We start from the raw sequence: 19,467 nt of genomic DNA, 5'->3' as shown, positions 1-19,467 counted from the left end.
GGCTGTGCCGTTGTTCCCGTGCCCCTCACAGTGATCACAAGGCGTCCGATGTCTTCCAAGCCCCAGCTGAAACCGCTCAAGGATCAGGCGATCGTCATTACCGGGGCCACGTCGGGCGTGGGCCTGACGACGGCGCGGCGGGCGGCGCGGGCGGGGGCCTGTGTGTTCCTGATCGCGCGCGGCGAACAGGACCTGAAGACGCTGTGCGAGGACATCCAGGCCGAGGGCGGCCGGGTGGCCTGGGCCGCAGCCGATGTCGCCGACTATGATGCCCTGTCCGAAGCCGCCGACAAGTGCCGACGCCTGTTCGGCGGGTTCGACACCTGGGTGAACAATGCCGGGGTGTCGATCTTCGGCCCGATCCGCGAGACCACGCTGGAGGACCAGCGGCGCCTGTTCGAGACCAACTACTGGGGCGTGGTGAACGGTTCGCTGATCGCCGTCGAGCATCTGCGCGGACGGCCCGGGGGCGGGGCCATCGTCAATGTCGGCTCGATCCTGTCGGATGCGCCCATCCCGCTTCAGGGCATCTATGCCGCGTCGAAGCATGCGGTGAAGGGGTTCACCAATTCGCTGCGGATGGAGCTGATCCGCGAGAAGGCGCCGGTGTCGCTGAGCCTGGTCAAGCCGGCCGCGATCGACACGCCCTATAACCGTCATGCCCGCAATCTGACCGGTCAGGCCGTCCAGAATCCGCAGCCGGTCTATGGCACGCATGTGGTGGCGGACACGGTCCTTTATTGCGCCAGCCATCCGATCCGCGAGATCACCGTGGGCGGGGGCGGCCGGCTGATCGCCTCCTTCTATTCGGCCCTGCCGGGGGTTGCCGAGCCGCTGTTCGCGCGCTTTGCTCCGTCGATGATGCGCGACAAGACCCACGACTATCACCCCTGGGACGACGGTCTGTACGACCCGACCAATGACGGCCTGGCGGACGAACTGCATTATCCGGTGGTGCGCCGCTTCAGCACCCTGGCCGAGGTGCGCAAGCATCCGGGCATTGCCGGAACGGTCGTGGCCCTGCTGGCAGCCGTCGGGGTGGGCTACATCCTGCTGAACCAGAAGTCCGGGCCGACGCGCTTCGAGCGCTGGAAGGCGCAGGCTGACCCGCGGCGCTGGCGCATGCCATCGATGCCGTCCATGCCCTGGCTGTCGCGCCTGCCGTCGTCGATCCCCGGGCTGGGGTCCGGCGGTGCAGAAGGTCGACTGGACGCCCTGCAGGCCGAGCTGGATCGCTATGGCGGACGCGCGCGTCGGGGACTTGAGCGGGCCGGAGGTCGGGCGCGCCGCTATGCCGCCGACGCCGGAGGCTATGCCCGCGACCACGCCAAGGAAGGCGGGGCGGTGGCCGCCGCGACGGCCTTGCTGGGTGTGCTGGCGCTGCTGGCGATGAAGAGCGGGCAGAGCGACGACTGAGCCGTTGCTGCACGTGCGAAGGTGGGCCAAGGTCGGCCCATGACCGCGCCCACCCTGATCTTCGACTTCGATTCGACCCTCGTCGCCTTCGAGACGCTTGAAGTGCTGGCCGAGCTGTCGCTGGCCGACGCCGCCGATGCGGCGGCGATCCGGGCGGAGATCGCGGCCCTGACCGATCAGGCGATGGCGGGCTCGCTCGGCTTTGGTGAGGCGCTGGAGCGGCGCCTGGCCCAGCTGCCGCTGCGGCGCGAGCATGTAGAGGCCCTGGCGGGCCGGGCGGTGGCGCGACTGGCGCCCTCGGTCGCGCGCAACGTCGAGACCCTGCGGGCCCATGCGGATCACATTGTGATCGTGTCGGGGGGCTTCCGCGAGGTGATCGCGGCCGTGGCCCGGCATCTGGGCGTGCCCGATGACCGGATCCTGGCCAATGACCTGATCTATGACGATACGGGCCGTGTGACCGGCGTCGACCGCACCAACCCCCTGTCCATGGATGGAGGCAAGGTCACGGCGATCGGGGCCCTGGACCTGCCGGGGCCGGTGGTCATGGTCGGGGACGGCTGGACGGATGCCGAGGTGCGACTGGCGGGACTGGCCGACCGGTTCCATGCCTTTTGCGAGGTGGTGCGCCGCCCGCGGGTCGTCGAGGCGGCCGATGCGGTCGCCGTTTCGCTGGATGAGGTGCTGCATGCCGAGGGCCTGATCGGGCGCTGGTCCTATCCCCGCAGCCGCATTCGCGTGCTGTTGCTGGAAGCGGTTCATCCGGCGGCGGTGAGGGCGCTGGAAGATGCCGGATATTCGGTCGAATGCGAGAGCGGGGCGCTGGACGAGGATGCCCTGATCGAGCGGCTGAAGGGCGTGCATGTGCTGGGCCTGCGCTCCAAGACGATGCTGAGCGAGCGGGTCATCGAGCAGGCGGACCGGCTGATGGCGGTCGGGGCCTTCTGCATCGGTACCAACCAGATCGATCTGGATGCGGCCAGCCGGCGCGGAATCGCCGTGTTCAACGCCCCCTATTCGAACACCCGTTCGGTGGTCGAACTGGCCATCGGGGTGCTGATCGCCCTGATGCGCGGGGTCGTGGACCGCTCGACCGCCATGCATGAGGGGCGGTGGATCAAGAGCGCGAAGGGTTCGCGCGAGCTGCGCGGCAAGACGCTGGGCATCGTCGGGTACGGGGCGATCGGCTCGCAGCTGTCGGTGCTGGCCGAGGCGCTGGGCATGCGGGTGATCTATCACGACCTGTCCGAGCGGCTGGCGCTGGGCAATGCGCGGGCGGTGGACAGCCTGGACGCCCTGCTGGCCGAGGCCGACGCGGTCAGCCTGCATGTGGACGGGCGCGCCGGGAACCGGATGCTGATCGGGGCAGCGCAGCTGGCGCGCATGAAGCCGGGGGCGCTGCTGCTCAATCTGTCGCGCGGGCATGTGGTGGACGTCGATGCGCTGGCGGCGGCGCTGTCGGACGGGCGGCTGGGTGGGGCGGCCGTCGATGTCTTTCCGGAAGAGCCGCGCACCAATCAGGACCCGTTCGACAGCCCGCTGCGCGGCCTGGCCAATGTCATCCTGACCCCGCACGTGGGGGGCTCGACCGAGGAAGCACAGGAGGCGATCGGCGCCTTCGCGGCGTCACGCCTGCTGGGTTATCTGAACCGGGGGGACACGACCTTCTGTGTCAATCTGCCGAATGTGCAGCTGTCGGACGTGCAGGGCGCGCACCGGTTGCTGCACATCCACCAGAACCAGCCGGGCGTGCTGGCCGCCCTCAACCAGGCTCTGTCGGACGCGGGGCTGAACATTCTGGGTCAGCATCTCAAGACCGACGGACGCACCGGCTATGTCATCACCGACGTGGATCGTGACTACCGCGCGGGTGCCCTGGAGGTGCTGAAAAGTGTGCCCGGAACGCTGCGGTTTCGTACCTTATACTGAGAGTTGACCCAACGGCATCTTGCACAGCGCCCGCGGGCGCGCGCACTATGTCGCCCAACGGTCGGGCTTCACGACCGAGGGAGGATCATCATGTCTCGTTTCATGCGTAATGCCGCAGCCGCGGCCCTGACTCTGGCCGCCGGCGTCGCCCTTGCGGGGACCGCCAGTGCCCAGAGCTACAGCCGTCTGGTCGTGTTCGGGGACAGCCTGAGCGACAACGGCAACCTCTTCCTGTTCACCGGCGGCACCCAGCCGCCCGCGCCCTTCTATTACCAGGGCCGATTCTCGACGGGACCGGTGTTCGTGGAACTGCTGGGCTTCAACCTGGGCCGGTTCGCGGCCGGGGATTCGAACGCCGGCAGCATCAACTATGCCTTTGGCGGGGCCCGCACGGATCTGGCCGGAGCGCCTCCCGGAATGCGGACCCAGCTGAACGCGTACCTGGGCGCTGGCGGCACCTTTGGCCCGAATGATCTGGTCAGCGTGTTGGGCGGTGCCAACAACATCTTCCAAGGCCTGCCCGCCGCGGGCGCCTCGTCCAATCCGGCCGGGGCCATCCAGGTCGTGTCACTGGCCGCGGCCGCCGACATCAACCTGATCGTGAACAATGTGGCCACGGCCGGGGCCGGCACCATCCTGGTCACCAACCTGCCCAAGCTGAGCCTGACGCCGCAGTTCGCCGGCTCGCCGGCCGCCCCGCTTGCCGACTATGCGGTGACGACCTTCAATGGCGCGCTGCTGAGTGGCCTGAACACCGTGGCTGCGAACCAGTCGGGCACGAACATCATCCTGATGGACCTGTTCAAGATCGGCGACACGATCGCCGGCAATCCCACGGCCTTTGGCGTGACCAACGTCACCGACCCCTGCTTCAATCAGGTCGCCCTGACGCTGTGCTCGAACCCCGACGACTATTTCTATCTGGACGGCGTGCACCCCACGGCGGCCGGTCACCGGGCCATTGCCAGCCTGGCCAACGACTACCTGTATTATGGCGACCGGGGCGCCGCGACGGCCCACCAGGGCGAGGTGTCGATGCGCCAGCGCGAGGACTCGCTGGACATGGGCTCGGACGCCCTGTCGGGCTGGGCGGCCTGGGAGCCGGGCCACACGGCTCTCGACGTGCGTCTGACCGGCATGAGCACTGACGTGGATGCCCGTGGCATCGTCCCGGCGGCTGAGATCGAGGGACAGGGCATCCGCCTGGCTCTGGATCACAGCATGTCCGGGACATGGAAGATGGGCGTGGCCGGCAGCTATCAGCAGACCGAGACCATCGCCGGTCCGACGCGCTTTGACGGCGAGAACTTCGCCTTTGACGCCTACGTCGGCTGGAGGTCGGGACCGATGTTCGCCAACCTGACGGCGGGCGCCTCGCGCGACACCTATGACGACATCCAGCGCGCCACCGGCGTGGGGCCTGTCGTCCACACCGGTGAGACGCAGGGCTTCAGCCGCGGCGCCCGCCTGCAGGGCGGCACCTGGTTCGACATGGGCGGGTTTGCGCTGTCGCCGCGTGTCGCGGTGACCTGGGTGTCGACCGACGTCGACGGCTATATCGAACAGGGCGTTGCCGCCCAGTACGCCTATGAGGACCGCAAGGTCGAGGGCATCACCGGTGAGGTCACCCTGCGGGCGGAAGCCGCTGCCCAGGGCGTCAACTTTTACGCCGAGGGCGGCTATCGCGACAGCCTGGACGACAGTTCGGACCCGGTCGGTACCGGCCTGGCCGGCAGCCCGTCGCAGGTTCTGTATCGTGAAGTCGAGGACGCGATGGGGGGCCAGATACTGGCCCGCGTCGGCGGCGAGTTCGAGTGGGGCCCGGCCCGCCTCGACGTCGGCGTCAGCGGTCGCTTCGGCGACAGCGCGGATACGGTCATGGGCGGCATCACACTGCGCATGCCGCTGCAATAACCTCTGGCCACAGGCTGGATGAGGAAGGGCGGGGCCGTGCGGCTCCGCCCTTTTTTCGTGGCGAAAGGTTCCCGGGGTGCGACGGTCTGCCACGCCCGGTGCCTCATTCTCGTCGAAGGCGACCTTCAGAACCCGTCCTCATCGATTGAGACCGGTGCCTGTCCCATGGGGACCCGCCGCTCCTCCTGCCGCACGTTCCAGAACGGAGACGCCGCCCTATGCGACGCCTTGACGCCCGACTGCGTACCCTCGCCACCCAATCCGGCCAGTCCCTCGGACTGATCGCCATGGCAGTCATGGCCATGGCCGCAGCCCCGATCGCCATGCCTGCCGGTGACCCTGCCACCATGGAAGACGAGGGGCCGGTCGCCCCGCCCGTCGTGGCGGTGGCCGAGCCCGCCGGCCCCGTGACCCGGGAAATCCGCTTCGAGATGCCGCTCAAGGGCTATGCGATCAACTCGCGCTTCGGCATGCGGCGTCTGGGCGGGGAGGGCGCTGCCCGTCCGCACAACGGCGTGGACATGGCTGCCCCGACGGGCACGGGTGTGTTCGCCTCGGCCGAGGGTGTCGTCGTCCGCACCGGCTATCAGCCCGAGGGCTATGGTCGCTTCGTCGAGGTGGCCCACCCGAACGGCATGACCACCAAATATGCCCATATGAGCCGCGTTGACGTGGCCACCGGCATGGCCGTGGCCGGCGGTGATCGGCTGGGCCTGGTCGGCTCGACCGGCTATTCCACCGGGCCGCACCTGCATTTCGAAGTGCGCCGGGGCGGTTCGCCGATCAATCCGGCCCGCGTGCTGGAGCGCAGCTTCGACGTGGTGGTGATCGAGGGCTCCTGAGCCCCGTCCTGTCTTCATGACAAGGAATTCATGAAAACCCGACCGGATACGGCCCGGCTCAGGTTGTCAAAGACCCTTTACATATCCTAGGAGTCCCCCTGTCGAGTTTTTAAAGGGGGGCGCTATGGACGCCGCACTCAGCCTGAATGGCATCAGCAAACGCTATGGCGCGTTCCAGGCGGTCAAGGATCTGAGCTTCTCGGTTCCGAAGGGGAGCATCTGCGGCTTTCTGGGGCCGAACGGGGCGGGCAAGACGTCCACCCTGCGCATGATCCTGGGCCTGCAGCCGCAGACCTCGGGCACGCTGGAAATCCTCGGGGCGTCCGATGGACGGCAGGTGCGCAACCGCATCGGCTTCCTTCCGGAAGAACGCGGCCTCTACAAGAAGATGACCCCGGTCGATGCGATCGCCTTCTTCGGCGCCCTGAAGGGCCTGCCGTCCGGCGAGGGACGCAAGCGCGCCCGCATCATGCTGAAGCAGCAGGGGCTGGAGCACGCCCAGGCCAAGAAGATGAAGGAGCTGTCCAAGGGCATGGCCCAGAAGGTGCAGCTGATCGCCTCGGTGGTGCACAAGCCCGAGTTCGTGATCCTGGACGAGCCCTTCTCGGGCCTCGATCCGATGAACCAGCAGGGTCTGGAAGAGATGATCCGCGGGCTGGCCGCCGACGGCGCCACGGTGCTGTTCTCGACCCACGTCATGCAGCACGCCGAGCGCCTGTGCGACAAGGTGGTCCTGCTGGCCCGGGGCCAGAAGGCCTTTGAGGGCACGGTCGACGAGGCGCGCAGCCAGACGCTGCGGCACCTGTCGCTGGAAGGGGATATTGCGGCCGATGCGGTGCGGGCCCTGCCGGGCGTCGCCGCGGTCGAGACAGTTCGTCAGGACGGCGAGGTCAAGACGCTCAAGGCCCAGCTGAACCCCGGCGCCCGGGGGCAGGAGACGCTCAAGGCGGCCTTCCTGGGCGGGCTGGACGTACGCAGTTTCGAACTGCGCGAGCCGACCCTGCACGACGCCTTTATCCATCTGACGGGGGTCGACCCCAATCAGGACCAGACCGTCAAACGGGCCGAGACGATGGAGGCCGCCCGATGAACCGCATCCTGTTGATCGCCCGTCGGGAATTCCTGGCCTATGCCCAGACGGCCGGCTTCTGGCTGTCGCTGCTGGCGTTTCCGATGTTTGCCGTGCTGGGCGGCGCCATTCCCATGCTCATGAAGAACAGCGAGCCGGTGCGAGAGGTCGTGCTGCTTGAGGACGGACCACAGGCCTCAGGTCTGGCGGCGGCCGTCCGCGAAGCTCTGGCCACGGATGTCCAGCGTCAGGCCGAGATTGCTCGTGAAGCCGCCGCGAAAGCAGGAGAATTTGCTGGGGAAGGGATGGGCGCCGAGGCGGCCGCCGGCGCTGCATCCAGCGTGGCCAGACCGAAACTGAACCTGGTCAGCGCCCCTGACGATCTGGCCGGTACCACGACTGCAGAAGAGCGCGAGGCGCGCATCCGGTACTATCTGGGAGACGAGGCCGAGAAGGCGCAACAGCTGGATGCCGTCGTGATCCTGACCCGCAATGAGGAGGGGCGACCGACCGCGCGTGTATGGTCCCGCCGGGCGACGGACAACACGGTGCGCAACTTTGTTCGCGACGCCATGAAAGACGCCAATCGGGCCGAAGTCTTCGGCGAAGCGGGGATCGATCCGGCCATCGTCCGGGAAACCGGCGCCTATGATCCCAAGGTGGTGGTGCTGTCACCCAGTGCCGCCAGCGGCGGAGAGGTGTCTTTCCGCGACAAGCTGCCGGGAATCATCGGCCTCGGCTCGGCCTTCCTGCTGTGGTCGCTGATCATCACGGGTGCCTCCATTCTGCTGAACAGCGTCATGGAGGAGAAGTCGAACAAGATCCTCGAGGTGCTGATGTCCTCGGCCTCGGCGACCGAAATCCTGACCGGCAAGGTGCTGGGCGTGGCCATGCTGACCGCGACCGTGCTGCTGGCCTGGGGCGGGATCGGGGCGGCCGGCCTGCTGCACTTCGCGCCCGAGCAGGCCATGAATGTGGGACAGATCCTGCTGACCGACGGCATGCTGCTCTATTTCGCGGCCTACGCCATCGGCGGCTATCTGATGTACGCCGTGCTGTTTGCCGCCATCGGCGCCTTCTGCGAGACGCCGCGCGACGCCCAGACTCTGATGGGGCCGATCATGATGGTGCTGGTCGTGCCGATCATCGTGGTGCAGATGGCGCTTCAGACCCCCGACGCCCCGCTGGTCAAGATCCTGTCCTGGGTGCCGTTCTTCACGCCCTTCCTGATGGCGGCCCGGGCCCACTCGGACCCGCCCATGATCGAGATCGTGGGCACGATGGTGGGCATGTTCGCCATGGCCCTGTTCATGGTCTGGGTCGCGGGGCGGGCCTTCCGCGCCGGCGCCCTGTCGGACGTAAAGCTGAGCTGGAAGAGCTTCGTCGGCGCCGTACGGGGCGGGGGGCGGTAGTCCCCTGCGTCCCCTCCCCGTCACTGACGGGGAGGGGACCGCCCGCAAAAACTCGCGCACAGCAAAAGGCCGCCCCGGTTTCCCGGGGCGGCCTTGAAGCATTTCAGCCTTGTCGCGGGGTTTAGCGACCGCGCGGCTTGGGCATCGGCAGCAGGCCTTCGCGCTGGGCGCGCTTGCGGGCCAGCTTGCGGGCGCGACGGACGGCCTCGGCCTTTTGACGGGCGCGCTTTTCCGACGGCTTTTCGTAGTGCACGTGGCGCTTCATTTCACGGAAGCTGCCTTCGCGCTGCATCTTCTTCTTCAGGGCCTTGAGCGCCTGATCGACGTTGTTGTCGCGGACGAAAATCTGAACCAGGGGTCTCTCTCCTTTGACTGCCCGCCGCGTCCTTTCTGAAGGGAGACGGGCAGACAAAAACACGGTTTCCCGCAAACCGAGGGCTTCCGGGTGAAGGCGAGCCGGATACACGAACCCGCCCCCCCTGTCCAGTTCGGTGTCGCAGATCGTCGCGGCCTGTTGCGGGGGCTCGTCAGTCTGATGCGGCAGGCCTATCATGCCGCCATGTCTTCCGTTGACGATGCCGATCTGTGGGCCCGGGAAACCGAACAGGCCGTGCTGGACCAGGCCGTGGTGCTTGCGCCCCGACTGGGCTGGAGCCCGGCCATGGTGCGCGCCGCCGCACAGGCTGCGGGCCTGTCGCAGGGGGACCAGGACCTGCTGCTGCCGCACGGGCCGCGCGATCTGGCGGCCCTGCTGTCGCGTCGCCATGACGACCGGGCCTTTGCCGCCCTGGCCGGGGTCGATCCCGCCTCGCTCAAGATTCGCGAGCGCATCGCCCGGGGCATTTCGGCGCGGATGGAGGCCGGGGCCGAGGACCTGGAGGCCTGTCGCAAATGCGCAGGCTTTCTGGCCCTGCCGACCAACAGCGATCTGGGGCTGAAGCTGGCGTGGGAGACGGCCGACCGGCTGTGGGTGTGGGCCGGGGACACGGCCACGGACTGGAACCACTATTCGAAGCGCACCATCCTGTCCGGCATCCTGATTCCCGCCCTGACGATGCGCTGGTTCGACGGGCGCGAGACGGCCGAGGCCTTCGTCGCCGATCGCATCGAGAACGTCATGGCCTTCGAGAAGTGGAAGGCCGGCAAGGACTTTGACGCTCCCCTCCGCAAGGTCACCGAGGTGCTCAGCCGGATGCGGTACGGCGCGCGGACCTGATGTTTGCTCTGGATGCCTTGCCGCCGGAGCCGTGTGTGAGTCTGGTTATCCAGGGTCGGCTCATTTCCCAGGAGGCCGGGCCCGTCCCCGAAACGGTCCCGGGAGCTGTCGTCCTTCGCGGGGCATGGCATCTGACGTTCAAGGTCGAAAGCGTCGTCATCGGCGACTTTGAGGGCGACGCGCTGGATGCGACAGGCATTCAGCATGGACATATCCGTGAGGACTATGGTCGGACCTTCCTCCTGGCGCGCGTGGAGGATGGCTACCGGCTGGTCACGATTTCGCCGGACGTGCTGGTGAAACGTCAGGATATCGCCGCCCTGGCCGCCGAAGTCGGTAGCGAGTTGTGTGAAGGCTGACGCCGACGTGAACGCTCTGCCTAGAGCGGGCGCACGCGGTTGACGTGGGCCATCTTGCGGCCGGGGCGGGCCTCGCCCTTGCCATAGAGATGCAGCCGCATGTCGGACTTGCCGGCCAGCTTTTCCCACTGGTCGATGTCGTCGCCCAGCAGATTGGTCATTTCGACCTGGGCGTGGGCATGGGTGGGGCCCAGCGGCCAGCCGGTGATGGCGCGGATGTGCTGTTCGAACTGGTCGCAAACGCAGCCGTCCTGGGTCCAGTGGCCGGTATTGTGGACGCGCGGCGCGATCTCATTGACCAGCAGGCGGCTTTCGCCAAGGTCGAACAACTCGATGCCAAGCACGCCGACATAGTCCAGCTGTTCCAGCACCGCGCGGGCGATGGCGCGGGCCCGGCGCCCGGTCTTTGACTCGACCTCGGCGGGGGCGACGGTGGTCTTGAGGATGCCGTCCCTGTGGGTGTTCCAGCCCAGTGGATAGACGGCGGTCTTTCCGTCCCAGCCGCGGGCGCAGATGATCGACAGCTCGCGCACGAAGGTGGCCTTGGCCTCGAGGACGGCGGGGCGCTCGCCGATGGCACGCCAGGCGCCGGCGGCCTGTCTCGCGGTCTTGATCCAGATCTGGCCCTTACCGTCGTAGCCCTCGCGCCGGGTCTTGAGCAGGGCGGGCAGGGGGATGACCTTCAGGGCAGTCTCAAGCGAAGCCAGGTCATCGACCATGGCGAATTCGACAGTGGGAACGCCGGCCTCGTTGAGGAAGGTCTTCTCGAGGATCCGGTCCTGGGCGACGGCCAGGGCGCGCGGGCCGGGGGCGACGCGCACGCCGGTCTCAGCCAGCAGCTCGACCGAGCGGGCGGGGACGTTCTCGAACTCGAAGGTGACAACGTCACAGACGCGGCCGAACACATTGAGGGCGGTCGGATCGTCATAGGCGGCGACGATCTGGCCGCGCGAGACGCGCCCGGCGGGGCTGTTCTCCTCGGGATCAAGGATGACGACATCGAAGCCGAGGCGCGAGGCGGCCTGGGACAGCATCCGCCCCAGCTGGCCGCCGCCAAGGATGCCGACGGTCGAACCGGGGGGCAGGGCGGAGGGAAGCGGGGCGGGATCGGCGCTCATCAGTCCTCGACGGTATCGGGTACGGATTCGGTCTGGGCCTCGCGGAAGGCGTCCAGCCGCCCGGCCAGCACAGGGTCGTTCAGCGACAGGATCTGGGCGGCGAGGATGCCGGCATTGCGCGCGCCGGCCTCGCCGATGGCCAGGGTGCCGACCGGGATGCCGCCGGGCATCTGGACGATCGACAGCAGGGAATCGAGGCCGCTGAGGGCCTTGGACTGCACCGGCACGCCCAGCACGGGCAGGGAGGTCATGGAGGCGACCATGCCGGGCAGGTGGGCGGCGCCGCCGGCCCCGGCGATGATGACCTTGATGCCCTTGTCGCGGGCCTCGCGGGCGAAGGCGACCATTCGATCCGGCGTGCGGTGGGCCGAGACGACCCGGGCCGACCAGGCCACGCCCAGACGGTCGAGGCTGTCGGTGGCGGCCTTCATGGTGGGCCAGTCCGAGCGGCTGCCCATGATGACGGCGACCGGCGCCGTTTCATCGCCGGAGGGCGGTGTCGATTCCACGGAGGACGGGGCCATGGGTGTCCCTCGAAGGCGCGCCCGTGCGGGCGGGAAGGGGCCGGTTACAGCACCCGCGTTGCGCCTGCAACCAAGCACGGTAGCATCGGGGCGGGCGAGAGCGCCTGAGTCGGGCCGTCGGGGCCCGTCGACTGACTATGGAGCCCTGCCGTTTCCGTGTCCCAGACCGCCGTCCCCGTTGCCGATCCCGAAGCCATGGAGGCCGAACTGCAGCGGCTGCGGGCCGAGGTCGAGGCCCTGCGCGCGCGCGCCGAGGCGGCCGAGGCGGCGGCAGACCACGATGTCCTGACCCCGGCGCTGAACCGGCGCGGCTTCGTGACGGCGCTCCACCGGGCCATGGCCTATTGCAAGCGGCATCAGGTGCCCGCCGTGCTGCTCTATCTGGATCTGGACGGCTTCAAGGGGGTCAATGACACCCACGGCCACGCGGCGGGGGATGCGGCCCTGGTGCGGGTGGCCGAGCTGATGCGCGACAATCTGCGGGAATCGGATGCTGTCGGCCGGCTGGGCGGGGACGAGTTCGGCCTTCTGCTGATGAATGCCGGGGTCGAGGAAGGTCGGGACAAGGCCGCCCGCCTGTCAGAGACGCTCAGGACCGAGGGGTTCGTCCACGAGGGCCAACGCATTCCGCTGGGCGGATCGTTCGGGGTCCGGGCCTGGAACGGACAGGCCGATGTCGAGACCTGGCTGGCCGAGGCCGACGCCGCCATGTGGCTGAGGAAGCCGGGGCGCTGACGCCGGATGTCAGGCGATGATGTCGGGGAGGATGCGGTCCTCGATCTTCACGATCTCGTCGCGGAGGGCCAGTTTCTTCCGCTTCAGGCGGGCGATGCGGAGCTGGTCCGGGACGGCGGTTTCGGACAGGGCCTCGATGGCCGCATCCAGATCGGCGTGCTCCTGACGCAGGCCCTTCAGACGGATGTGGAGGGCCAGTTCCTCTTCCGTGAGACTCGCGTCGTCGTTCATCGCTGCCGATTACCCCTGAAGTCGCGGTTATATACCCGAGCCGGGCTCAGGCCGAAAGACACGCGGCGAGACGGGTCAGCTCATTTCGAGGCGTGACCGGCGACCAGGCGCGGGCCACGGCGACCAGGGCGGTCAGGCTGTCGGTATCCGCTCCCGCCTCACGCGGAAGATGCTCCAGCGCCTGCATCAGATGGTGTTCGGCGCGGCGTTCCAGCTCGATGGTCTTCTGGCGTATGTCCAGACGGGCGCCGGGCTCCAGATCCGGGTGGGGCGACTTCAGACGGCGACGGAGTGTGCGCAGGGGCTCGACCGTCGTCTCGTCCCAGGCGCGGGCAATGTCGCAGGCGGCTTCGACGGTCTCGCCCGAAGCAGCCTCGCCCCGCGCCGCCAGCCAGGCCGCCCAGAGCAGCAGGGGGACGTTCTGACCGTGCGAGTCCTGCAGCTCGAGGCAGGCGTCGGACACGCCTTCACGGCCATAGGCCTCGAGCGCCCAGTCCCAGAAGCCGGGGGCGCTCACGCCGACGCTCCGCCGGTCAGGCCGCTCCAGCGGCGCACCGGGGTCCAGTCGAGATCGAACAGGTCCAGCACCCGGCCGACGCTCTGGTCGATCATCTGCTCCAGACTGTCGGGGCGGGCATAGAGGGCGGGCAGGGGCGGGGCGATAATGGCGCCCATCTCGGACAGGGCGGTCAGGGTGCGCAGATGGCCGAGGTGCAGCGGGGTTTCGCGCACCATCAGGACCAGACGTCGGCGCTCCTTGAGGGTGACGTCGGCGGCGCGGGTCAGGAGCGTCGAGGTGATGCCGGTGGCGATCTCGCCGGCGCTGCGGATCGAGCAGGGGGCGATCACCATGCCCCGCGTGCGGAACGAGCCGGAGGCGATCAAGGCACCGACGTCACCGACCTTGTGGACCACATCGGCGCGGTCGGTCAGGTCCTGGGGCGAGAGGTCGGTTTCCTGCGACAGGGTCAGCAGGGCGGCGCGCGAAACGACGAGGTGCGACGAAACGCCCAGGTCGCGCAGGGCATCCAGCATGCGCACGCCGTAGATCACGCCCGACGCACCGCTGATGCCGACGATCAGGGGTCTTTGGTCAGTTTGTACGGCAGCGTTCACAACTTTGACCCTTTTGCCGGAGAGGCTGATCAGGCCCGGCGGTGGCCGGAATCACCGAAACGTGATTCCACACGGTCGTCGGACGGGCGCTCAATCTACTGGTCCCTTAGACAAGGAGGCGCAAGCCATGACCATCGAGGCGCGTATTCGCGAACTGGGAAACCGTCACCGCAATCTGGATGCCGCGATCCAGAAGGAAACGACCCACCCGGCCACCGATCCGCTGTACCTCAAGTCGTTGAAGCTGCGAAAACTCAGGCTCAAGGAGCAGATTGCCGGGCTTGAGCGACAGAGCGGATAGCCAGACGCCACCCAAAAATGACGACGGCCCCGGAGATGCTCCGGGGCCGTTTCTGTTTGGGCGCTGAACGCTGCGTCAGTCGTTCGAGCCGAACACGGACTCGGCCGTGTGATGGTCGCGGCGCTCGGCGGCTTCCGGCTCGAACTCGGCCTCGGCGGCCGGCTCGGCGTCGGCCGACTGCAGGGTCGCGCCGCCCTTCTTGGCGTCCTCGCGGGCCTTCTTCTCGGCCGCCTTGCGGATCACCTCGTCGAGGGCGATCTGGCCGACCAGGCCCAGGGTCACGGGATCGACCGGTTTGATGTTGGCGCTGTTCCAGTGGGTGCGGTTGCGCACCGTCTCGATCGTGGCCTTGGTCGTGCCGAGCAGTTTGGCGATCTGGGCGTCGGCCACCTCGGGGTGGTTCTTGACGAACCACATGATGGCGTCGGGGCGATCCTGACGGCGCGAGACCGGGGTGTAGCGCGGCGGAGCCTTGGCGGGCTTGAGCAGTTCGGCGTGGCGGCTGACCACGGCCTTCATGCGGTAGCTGGAGTCGGACTGGGCCTTGTCCAGTTCGTCGCGGGTCAGCTGGCCGTTGACCAGCGGGTCGGCGCCGCGGATATCGCGCGCCACGTCGCCGTCGGCGATGCCGCGAACCTCAAGCGGGTGCAGGCCGCAGAAGTCGGCGATCTGCTCGAAGGTCAGCGAGGAATTGTCCACCAGCCAGACCGCAGTGGCCTTGGGCATGAGAATGTCGGTCATGACGTCGTTCCGGTTCAGGAGGGCTCCGGAAGGCGGAGCCGGAAACAGCGGCGCCCGACCTTTCGGCCGGGCGCGGAGAGTTTCCGTATAGGCCCATTCGCCTGAAAAGAAAACGCCATATGGCGAGGCCATACAGCCAAGGTTCATCTGCGACAGTGAACAGTGAGGCTCATGGAGGCGTTTGGGCCTCGGGACCTTTGGTGGAGGAAAGTCGATGTTGAATTTGGCAGGCATGGCCGCCGTATCGGCCCTGGCAATGGCCGGAGGCGCCCCGGCGGTGGATCATCAGGATCCGCAACGGGCGCCGGGCAACTATCAGGACCCGCAGCGGGTCGCCCCCCGTGGCAGCTATTCGCGCACCTGTAGCGGCGACTATGTGAATCAGGGCCGGCTTTACGCCGACTGCCGCGACGAGCGCGGCCGGATCCGCGGCACCTCGATCGAACTGAACCGCTGCGGCCCCTATGACATCGCCAATGACAACGGGCGTCTGGTCTGTGGCCCGGTGCGCGGGGACTTCGAGGACCGGCGCGGCGGCAACGGCGGTGGCTGGGGCGGCGGAAATAACGGGGGCGGCTGGGGCGGGGGCAACGGCGGCTGGGGCAACCGGGCCGAGATCACCGTCTATCGGGACGCCCGCTTCCGCGGGGCCTCGACGACCTTCACGGGCGAAATCCCGAACCTGGATCGCTCGGGCTTCAACGACCAGATCAGCTCGATGCGCCTGCGAGGCGAGTGGGAAGTCTGCTCGGACGCCTACTTCCGGGGCAACTGCCAGCGCGTCAACGGCGATGTCAGCAATCTGGACCGCTGGGGCCTGAACGATCGCATCTCATCGCTGCGGCCCGTGGGCCGGGGTGGCCGGGGCGACCGCTGGTAATCAGCCGGTCACCAGAACGATCTTGCCGATGTGCTCGCCCGCTTCCAGCCGGAGGTGGGCGAGACCGGCATCCTTCAGCGGGAAGGTCGCCTCGATCGGGGGGCGCACATGGCCCGCCTCGACCCACGGCCAGGCGACGCGTCGGACCTCGGCGATCAGCCTGGCCTTTTCGTCGGCACTGCGGGACCGGAGGGTCGACCCGGTCAGCACGATCCGCTTCAGCATCATCCGCATCAGGTCGATTTCGGCCCGGGCGCCGCTGAGAGTGGCGATCACGCACCAGCGCCCGCCGGGCTTCAGCACCGCCTGGTTGAGGGCGGCATAGTCGGCACCCACCATGTCGAGGATGACATCGGCCCCTCCGGCCTCGCGAATGGCGGCCTCCAGATCGTCCGAGCCGACATCGAGGCTTAGGTCCGCGCCCAGATCGCGCGCCGCCCGGGCCTTGGCCTCGCCGCGCGAGGTGGCGATGACGCGGGCGCCCGCCGCCTTCGCCATCTGGATGGCGGTCACGCCGATGCCGCTGGTGGCGCCGTGGATCAGGAAGGTCTCTCCGGCCTTCAGCCGGCCGTCCTCGAACACATTGGCAAAGACGGTCGACAGGGTCTCGGGCAGGGCGGCGGCCTGAACGAGGTCCATCTCGTCGGGAACGGCGAAAAGATGCCGGGCGTCGACGAGCGCCTGTTCGGCATAGCCGCCCCCGCCCAGCAGGGCGCACACCCGATCGCCCAAGGACCAGCCGGTCACGCCCTCGCCAAGCCGGTCGATCTCGCCCGCAACCTCGAGGCCGAGGGTTTCCGGAGCGCCGGGGGGCGGGGGATAGAGGCCCTGACGCTGCAAGAGGTCGGGGCGATTGATCCCGGCGGCGTGCACCCGGAGGCGGACCTGTCCGGCACCCGGCTCTAGGTCCGGCACCTCACCCAAATGGAGGGCCGTGGCGGGACCTGTGCCGCCCTCGATGGTGATCTGTTTCATGGGGCCGCCCTTGCAATCATCCGTGTCCGGGCGTTCAGATAGGTCGCTGAGACGCGTGAACCAAGGAGGCGGACATGTTCATCGACGACGCCGAACCGCGGCCGCAGCGGGGGGATCTGGTGGCCCGGCTGGCCCGCGAGGACCTGGATCTCTATTCCGTCGAGGAATGTGAGCAGCGGATCGCCGAGCTGGAATCCGAGATCGAGCGGGTGAGAACCGCCATGAAGGGCAAGACGGCGCGCAAGTCCGCCGCCGATGCCCTCTTCAACTTCGGCTCGTAACGGCACGGCGGGCGTGGCATGACCGTTGCAGGCAACCGGGAGGCCGGGCTTCACGCGTGGCAAACGGGTATAGCTGCAGGTACTGAGTGTTGATGACCGAAGAGACGTCCATGCCCCACCCCCTGCCGGGTGCCGCCGCCGGAGACGCACGGCTGTCCGTGGTGACGGAGTTTGCCGGCTCGGACCTGTTCGACCGCACTTTCCGCGAAGGCATGGAACTGGTCGAGGAAACGGCGGCCTATCTGGATGGCGAGGGCCGTCGGGACTCCAAGCTGCTGTCGCGGGCGACCGCGCTCGCCTATGCGGGCGAAAGCATGCGCCTGACCACCCGTCTGATGCAGATTGCGTCCTGGCTGCTGGTGCAGCGGGCCGTGCGCGAAGGCGACATGACCGCCAGCGCCGCCTGTGAGCCGCGCTATCGCCTTGCCGCCCGAAAGATCGATACCGAGACGCCGCCGCCCGCCGACCTGCCGATCGCCCTGGTCGAGTATGGCGTGAGGGCCGAGAAGCTCTACGACCGGATCCACTATCTGGACCGGCGCATGTACGTCGATGCCACTCCGCCGGCCGACACACCCAACCCGGTTCAGAGCCAGTTCGACCGCCTGTCGGCGGCCTTCGGCGGCGGCCCTGCGGCCAGCTGATCCGGCCTAGGGCCCGACGTCGTTGGTATCGACGCGGCCATCCTGCACCGCGCGGGGCAGGGAGACGGCGATGCCGAGCGCTTCGGCCAGCTTTTCATCGCGATTGTAGACGTCCTCGCGGAAAGCCACGCGGCCCTGACCGTCGACAAAGGCGGTCCAGTACAGCAGGCGCACGCCGATTTCCCGTCCGGTGGTCACGCGTGTGGTGCGGCGGGTTTCCTGGGCCGTGTCGAACTCGGCCAGCTTCTGCGGGTCGGGCGACAGCAACAGGCGGGCAAAGTCGACCGCGTCCTGCACCCGCACGCAGCCGTGGCTGCGGTGGCGATAGGCCAGGTTGAAGGCTGCCTTCGAAGGGGTGTCGTGCAGGAAGATGGCGTAGCTGTCGCGCAGTTCGAACTTCACATAGCCGAGGGCCGAGTGGGGGCCTGCACGCTGGATGACCGTGCCGTTCGAGACGTACATGTCATTGGCCGCCAGATAGCCCGGCCCACGCGGCAGGATCTCGTTCCGGGCAATGCCGGCGGGCACATACCAGGGCGGATTGGCCACGACCGAGGCGAACGGCTTTTCAAGGCTGGGCGTCTGGTTGGCCGCAGAGCCGACCACGACCCGGTTGGAGTGAACGGGGCGCCCGTCCTTCCAGTAGACCATGATGGCGGCGGCCGTATTGACCTCGATCCGCTCGGGCTCGACGTCACGGGCCAGCCAGCGGCGGCGCTCGAGGTTGAGGGCGATCTGACGGGCGCGGTCCTCGGCCGAGGCCGAGAGAGACTGCTGGGTGCCCGAACCGATCCGGGCGTCGACCACCAGGCCGTGGCGAACCTGGAAGCTGCGGACCGCTTCCTGAAGCTCGGGGCCATAATAGTTGTCGGCCAGACCCAGAAGGCGTGCGCCCTCGGCCGCCGGCAGGTCGCCTTCGGCCACGAGACGCCGGATCAGGGTCGGAATACGGCGATCCACGTCACCGGGCTCGATATTGGCGCCGATGCTGAAGGTCGGCCAGCCACCGTCCTCGCGGATCATGCGGCGGTAGCGGACATAGCCCGCCGACAGATTGTTGTAGCCGATGTCGGTGGGGGCCAGACCCTCGTACCATGACACCAGATCGCGGTTCAGGGCCTGATAGAGGCCGAGCGGCAGGTCGATGCGGTTCTTGCGCATCTCCCACAGGTCCTCGACCGTCTCGGGGCGGATGCGACCCTCGCTGAGCACCCGGGCGTAGCGCAGGGCGGCCGCCGTGGTCAGCATCTCGGCCATGCCGCGATTGGCGGCCAGGCCGTCGAAGTCGAAGAAGTCGTACTGGGCCAGGCCATGGCGCTCGGCCTTGGAGGCCGCGCTGCGCAGGGCCTGAAGGCGCGGCGCCGTCCAGACGGGCGTCCAGCCGTTCATCTCGTAGAAGACGCGCACGTCCGGCTGCTCGATCTCGGGCAGGCGGGCCAGCTGGTCGTTGAAGCCGTTGTAGAAGGCGACGGCGGCCGGATCGCGCGACGGGGGAACGCCCTGGGGGCGGCCCATCGGCGGGTCCTGCGGGGCATTCTGCGCATGGGCGGCCTGGGCGGCTCCCATGATGGCGGCGGTGGCCGCTCCCAGACCCAGTTGTCGACGCGTAATCATCTGGCGTGTGCCGTTCCGTTCGTGGCGAAGGGCGGATGCGCCCCCGTCAAATCATAATCGACGCCAGCTTATCGGCGTTCCAGACAAACAGAAAGCGCCGCCCCCGAGGGACGGCGCTCTGTGTCTTCCGGGACGCACCCGAAGCCGTGA

General features: G+C 68.1%; 22 protein-coding genes and 1 pseudogene. 14 read left to right on the top strand and 9 right to left on the bottom strand.

Annotated elements, in window-relative coordinates:
• The first annotated feature begins 48 nt into the window (after positions 1 to 48).
• The 7 genes and pseudogenes from J7346_RS10410 (at position 49) to J7346_RS10385 (ending at position 8,582) form a co-directional block, all read left to right on the top strand.
• On the top strand, positions 49 to 1,416 hold the full coding sequence (locus tag J7346_RS10410) for an SDR family oxidoreductase (RefSeq protein WP_209119858.1): 1,368 nt from the start codon (positions 49 to 51) through the stop codon (positions 1,414 to 1,416).
• A gap of 39 nt (positions 1,417 to 1,455) precedes the next feature.
• Positions 1,456 to 1,983 (top strand): annotated as a pseudogene (locus J7346_RS15220) (HAD-IB family phosphatase); the annotation flags it as partial.
• Between the two features lie 135 nt (positions 1,984 to 2,118).
• A complete protein-coding gene (gene serA / locus J7346_RS15215) occupies positions 2,119 to 3,345 on the top strand; it encodes a phosphoglycerate dehydrogenase (protein ID WP_348521494.1) in 1,227 nt (408 codons plus the stop codon).
• 90 nt (positions 3,346 to 3,435) lie between these two features.
• Positions 3,436 to 5,259, top strand: a complete 1,824-nt coding sequence (locus J7346_RS10400) for an autotransporter domain-containing protein (protein WP_209119856.1) — start codon at positions 3,436 to 3,438, stop codon at positions 5,257 to 5,259.
• Positions 5,260 to 5,477: 218 nt separating this feature from the next.
• Positions 5,478 to 6,101, top strand: a complete 624-nt coding sequence (locus J7346_RS10395) for a M23 family metallopeptidase (RefSeq protein WP_209119855.1) — start codon at positions 5,478 to 5,480, stop codon at positions 6,099 to 6,101.
• Between the two features lie 124 nt (positions 6,102 to 6,225).
• Positions 6,226 to 7,191: an ATP-binding cassette domain-containing protein gene (locus J7346_RS10390; RefSeq protein ID WP_209119854.1), complete on the top strand. Its 966-nt coding sequence runs from the start codon at positions 6,226 to 6,228 to the stop codon at positions 7,189 to 7,191.
• A complete protein-coding gene (locus J7346_RS10385) occupies positions 7,188 to 8,582 on the top strand; it encodes an ABC transporter permease (protein WP_209119853.1) in 1,395 nt (464 codons plus the stop codon). Before J7346_RS10390 ends, J7346_RS10385 begins: the two co-directional genes overlap by 4 nt.
• 121 nt (positions 8,583 to 8,703) lie before the next feature.
• On the opposite strand, the gene rpsU is transcribed toward J7346_RS10385, so the two are convergent.
• Entirely contained in the window at positions 8,704 to 8,937 is a 234-nt protein-coding gene (gene rpsU / locus J7346_RS10380) for a 30S ribosomal protein S21 (RefSeq protein ID WP_209119882.1), read from the bottom strand.
• A gap of 204 nt (positions 8,938 to 9,141) precedes the next feature.
• Here rpsU and J7346_RS10375 point away from each other — a divergent pair, with 204 nt between their 5' ends.
• Entirely contained in the window at positions 9,142 to 9,798 is a 657-nt protein-coding gene (locus J7346_RS10375) for a COQ9 family protein (protein WP_209119852.1), read from the top strand.
• The gene (locus J7346_RS10370; RefSeq protein ID WP_209119851.1) at positions 9,798 to 10,157 is read left to right on the top strand and encodes a hypothetical protein; all 360 of its coding nucleotides are present in this window, start codon (positions 9,798 to 9,800) and stop codon (positions 10,155 to 10,157) included. The genes J7346_RS10375 and J7346_RS10370 overlap by 1 nt, the downstream gene beginning before the upstream one ends.
• Positions 10,158 to 10,177: 20 nt before the next feature.
• Here J7346_RS10370 and J7346_RS10365 read toward each other — a convergent pair whose 3' ends face one another.
• Both J7346_RS10365 and purE read right to left on the bottom strand, forming a co-directional pair.
• Positions 10,178 to 11,275 (bottom strand): 5-(carboxyamino)imidazole ribonucleotide synthase, encoded by a 1,098-nt coding sequence (locus J7346_RS10365; protein ID WP_209119850.1) that lies wholly within the window; start codon positions 11,273 to 11,275, stop codon positions 10,178 to 10,180.
• Entirely contained in the window at positions 11,275 to 11,799 is a 525-nt protein-coding gene (gene purE / locus J7346_RS10360; RefSeq protein WP_209119849.1) for a 5-(carboxyamino)imidazole ribonucleotide mutase, read from the bottom strand. The genes J7346_RS10365 and purE overlap by 1 nt, the downstream gene beginning before the upstream one ends.
• Positions 11,800 to 11,955: 156 nt before the next feature.
• On the opposite strand from purE, the gene J7346_RS10355 reads away from it, so the two are divergent.
• Positions 11,956 to 12,534, top strand: a complete 579-nt coding sequence (locus tag J7346_RS10355) for a GGDEF domain-containing protein (RefSeq protein WP_348521492.1) — start codon at positions 11,956 to 11,958, stop codon at positions 12,532 to 12,534.
• Between the two features lie 9 nt (positions 12,535 to 12,543).
• On the opposite strand, the gene J7346_RS10350 is transcribed toward J7346_RS10355, so the two are convergent.
• From J7346_RS10350 to J7346_RS10340, 3 genes are read right to left on the bottom strand one after another with little or no spacing between them, the layout of a single operon-like run.
• On the bottom strand, positions 12,544 to 12,765 hold the full coding sequence (locus tag J7346_RS10350) for a DUF465 domain-containing protein (RefSeq protein ID WP_209119848.1): 222 nt from the start codon (positions 12,763 to 12,765) through the stop codon (positions 12,544 to 12,546).
• A 46-nt stretch (positions 12,766 to 12,811) separates the two neighbouring features.
• The gene (locus J7346_RS10345) at positions 12,812 to 13,282 is read right to left on the bottom strand and encodes a TIGR02444 family protein (RefSeq protein ID WP_209119847.1); all 471 of its coding nucleotides are present in this window, start codon (positions 13,280 to 13,282) and stop codon (positions 12,812 to 12,814) included.
• Complete coding sequence (locus tag J7346_RS10340; RefSeq protein WP_209119846.1) at positions 13,279 to 13,881, bottom strand: UbiX family flavin prenyltransferase; 603 nt, start codon at positions 13,879 to 13,881, stop codon at positions 13,279 to 13,281. Before J7346_RS10340 ends, J7346_RS10345 begins: the two co-directional genes overlap by 4 nt.
• Positions 13,882 to 14,008: 127 nt before the next feature.
• Here J7346_RS10340 and J7346_RS10335 point away from each other — a divergent pair, with 127 nt between their 5' ends.
• Entirely contained in the window at positions 14,009 to 14,182 is a 174-nt protein-coding gene (locus J7346_RS10335; protein ID WP_209119845.1) for a DUF465 domain-containing protein, read from the top strand.
• 75 nt (positions 14,183 to 14,257) lie between these two features.
• Here J7346_RS10335 and J7346_RS10330 read toward each other — a convergent pair whose 3' ends face one another.
• Positions 14,258 to 14,923 carry a cell cycle transcriptional regulator TrcR gene (locus tag J7346_RS10330; protein ID WP_209119844.1) on the bottom strand — a complete coding sequence of 222 codons (666 nt, stop codon included), beginning with the start codon at positions 14,921 to 14,923 and terminating at the stop codon, positions 14,258 to 14,260.
• A gap of 214 nt (positions 14,924 to 15,137) precedes the next feature.
• Between J7346_RS10330 and J7346_RS10325 the strand changes: the two genes are divergently transcribed.
• Positions 15,138 to 15,803 carry a beta/gamma crystallin-related protein gene (locus J7346_RS10325; RefSeq protein ID WP_245157787.1) on the top strand — a complete coding sequence of 222 codons (666 nt, stop codon included), beginning with the start codon at positions 15,138 to 15,140 and terminating at the stop codon, positions 15,801 to 15,803.
• Here J7346_RS10325 and J7346_RS10320 read toward each other — a convergent pair whose 3' ends face one another.
• Positions 15,804 to 16,778 (bottom strand): NAD(P)H-quinone oxidoreductase, encoded by a 975-nt coding sequence (locus J7346_RS10320; protein WP_209119843.1) that lies wholly within the window; start codon positions 16,776 to 16,778, stop codon positions 15,804 to 15,806.
• A 74-nt stretch (positions 16,779 to 16,852) separates the two neighbouring features.
• Between J7346_RS10320 and J7346_RS10315 the strand changes: the two genes are divergently transcribed.
• Positions 16,853 to 17,059 (top strand): DUF1192 domain-containing protein, encoded by a 207-nt coding sequence (locus J7346_RS10315; protein ID WP_209119842.1) that lies wholly within the window; start codon positions 16,853 to 16,855, stop codon positions 17,057 to 17,059.
• Positions 17,060 to 17,169: 110 nt separating this feature from the next.
• A complete protein-coding gene (locus tag J7346_RS10310) occupies positions 17,170 to 17,703 on the top strand; it encodes a DUF1465 family protein (RefSeq protein WP_209119841.1) in 534 nt (177 codons plus the stop codon).
• A gap of 6 nt (positions 17,704 to 17,709) precedes the next feature.
• On the opposite strand, the gene J7346_RS10305 is transcribed toward J7346_RS10310, so the two are convergent.
• Positions 17,710 to 19,317, bottom strand: a complete 1,608-nt coding sequence (locus tag J7346_RS10305) for a L,D-transpeptidase family protein (RefSeq protein ID WP_245157786.1) — start codon at positions 19,315 to 19,317, stop codon at positions 17,710 to 17,712.
• Between the last annotated feature and the right edge of the window lie 150 nt (positions 19,318 to 19,467).

It is taken from the genome of Brevundimonas sp. A19_0 (genome assembly GCF_017744255.1).
Lineage (GTDB): Bacteria > Pseudomonadota > Alphaproteobacteria > Caulobacterales > Caulobacteraceae > Brevundimonas.
This window is presented reverse-complemented; position numbering and strand designations above follow the sequence as displayed.

Bases quoted from the DNA above. Each gene is read 5' to 3' on its own strand.
- J7346_RS10410 (WP_209119858.1), top strand. From the start codon at position 49: ATGTCTTCCAAGCCCCAGCTGAAACCGCTCAAGGATCAGGCGATCGTC.
- J7346_RS10400 (WP_209119856.1), top strand. From the start codon at position 3,436: ATGTCTCGTTTCATGCGTAATGCCGCAGCCGCGGCCCTGACTCTGGCC.
- J7346_RS10395 (WP_209119855.1), top strand. From the start codon at position 5,478: ATGCGACGCCTTGACGCCCGACTGCGTACCCTCGCCACCCAATCCGGC.
- J7346_RS10390 (WP_209119854.1), top strand. From the start codon at position 6,226: ATGGACGCCGCACTCAGCCTGAATGGCATCAGCAAACGCTATGGCGCG.
- J7346_RS10385 (WP_209119853.1), top strand. From the start codon at position 7,188: ATGAACCGCATCCTGTTGATCGCCCGTCGGGAATTCCTGGCCTATGCC.
- J7346_RS10375 (WP_209119852.1), top strand. From the start codon at position 9,142: ATGTCTTCCGTTGACGATGCCGATCTGTGGGCCCGGGAAACCGAACAG.
- J7346_RS10370 (WP_209119851.1), top strand. From the start codon at position 9,798: ATGTTTGCTCTGGATGCCTTGCCGCCGGAGCCGTGTGTGAGTCTGGTT.
- J7346_RS10365 (WP_209119850.1), bottom strand. From the start codon at position 11,275: ATGAGCGCCGATCCCGCCCCGCTTCCCTCCGCCCTGCCCCCCGGTTCG.
- purE (WP_209119849.1), bottom strand. From the start codon at position 11,799: ATGGCCCCGTCCTCCGTGGAATCGACACCGCCCTCCGGCGATGAAACG.
- J7346_RS10350 (WP_209119848.1), bottom strand. From the start codon at position 12,765: ATGAACGACGACGCGAGTCTCACGGAAGAGGAACTGGCCCTCCACATC.
- J7346_RS10335 (WP_209119845.1), top strand. From the start codon at position 14,009: ATGACCATCGAGGCGCGTATTCGCGAACTGGGAAACCGTCACCGCAAT.
- J7346_RS10330 (WP_209119844.1), bottom strand. From the start codon at position 14,923: ATGACCGACATTCTCATGCCCAAGGCCACTGCGGTCTGGCTGGTGGAC.
- J7346_RS10325 (WP_245157787.1), top strand. From the start codon at position 15,138: ATGTTGAATTTGGCAGGCATGGCCGCCGTATCGGCCCTGGCAATGGCC.
- J7346_RS10320 (WP_209119843.1), bottom strand. From the start codon at position 16,778: ATGAAACAGATCACCATCGAGGGCGGCACAGGTCCCGCCACGGCCCTC.
- J7346_RS10315 (WP_209119842.1), top strand. From the start codon at position 16,853: ATGTTCATCGACGACGCCGAACCGCGGCCGCAGCGGGGGGATCTGGTG.
- J7346_RS10310 (WP_209119841.1), top strand. From the start codon at position 17,170: ATGCCCCACCCCCTGCCGGGTGCCGCCGCCGGAGACGCACGGCTGTCC.
- J7346_RS10305 (WP_245157786.1), bottom strand. From the start codon at position 19,317: ATGATTACGCGTCGACAACTGGGTCTGGGAGCGGCCACCGCCGCCATC.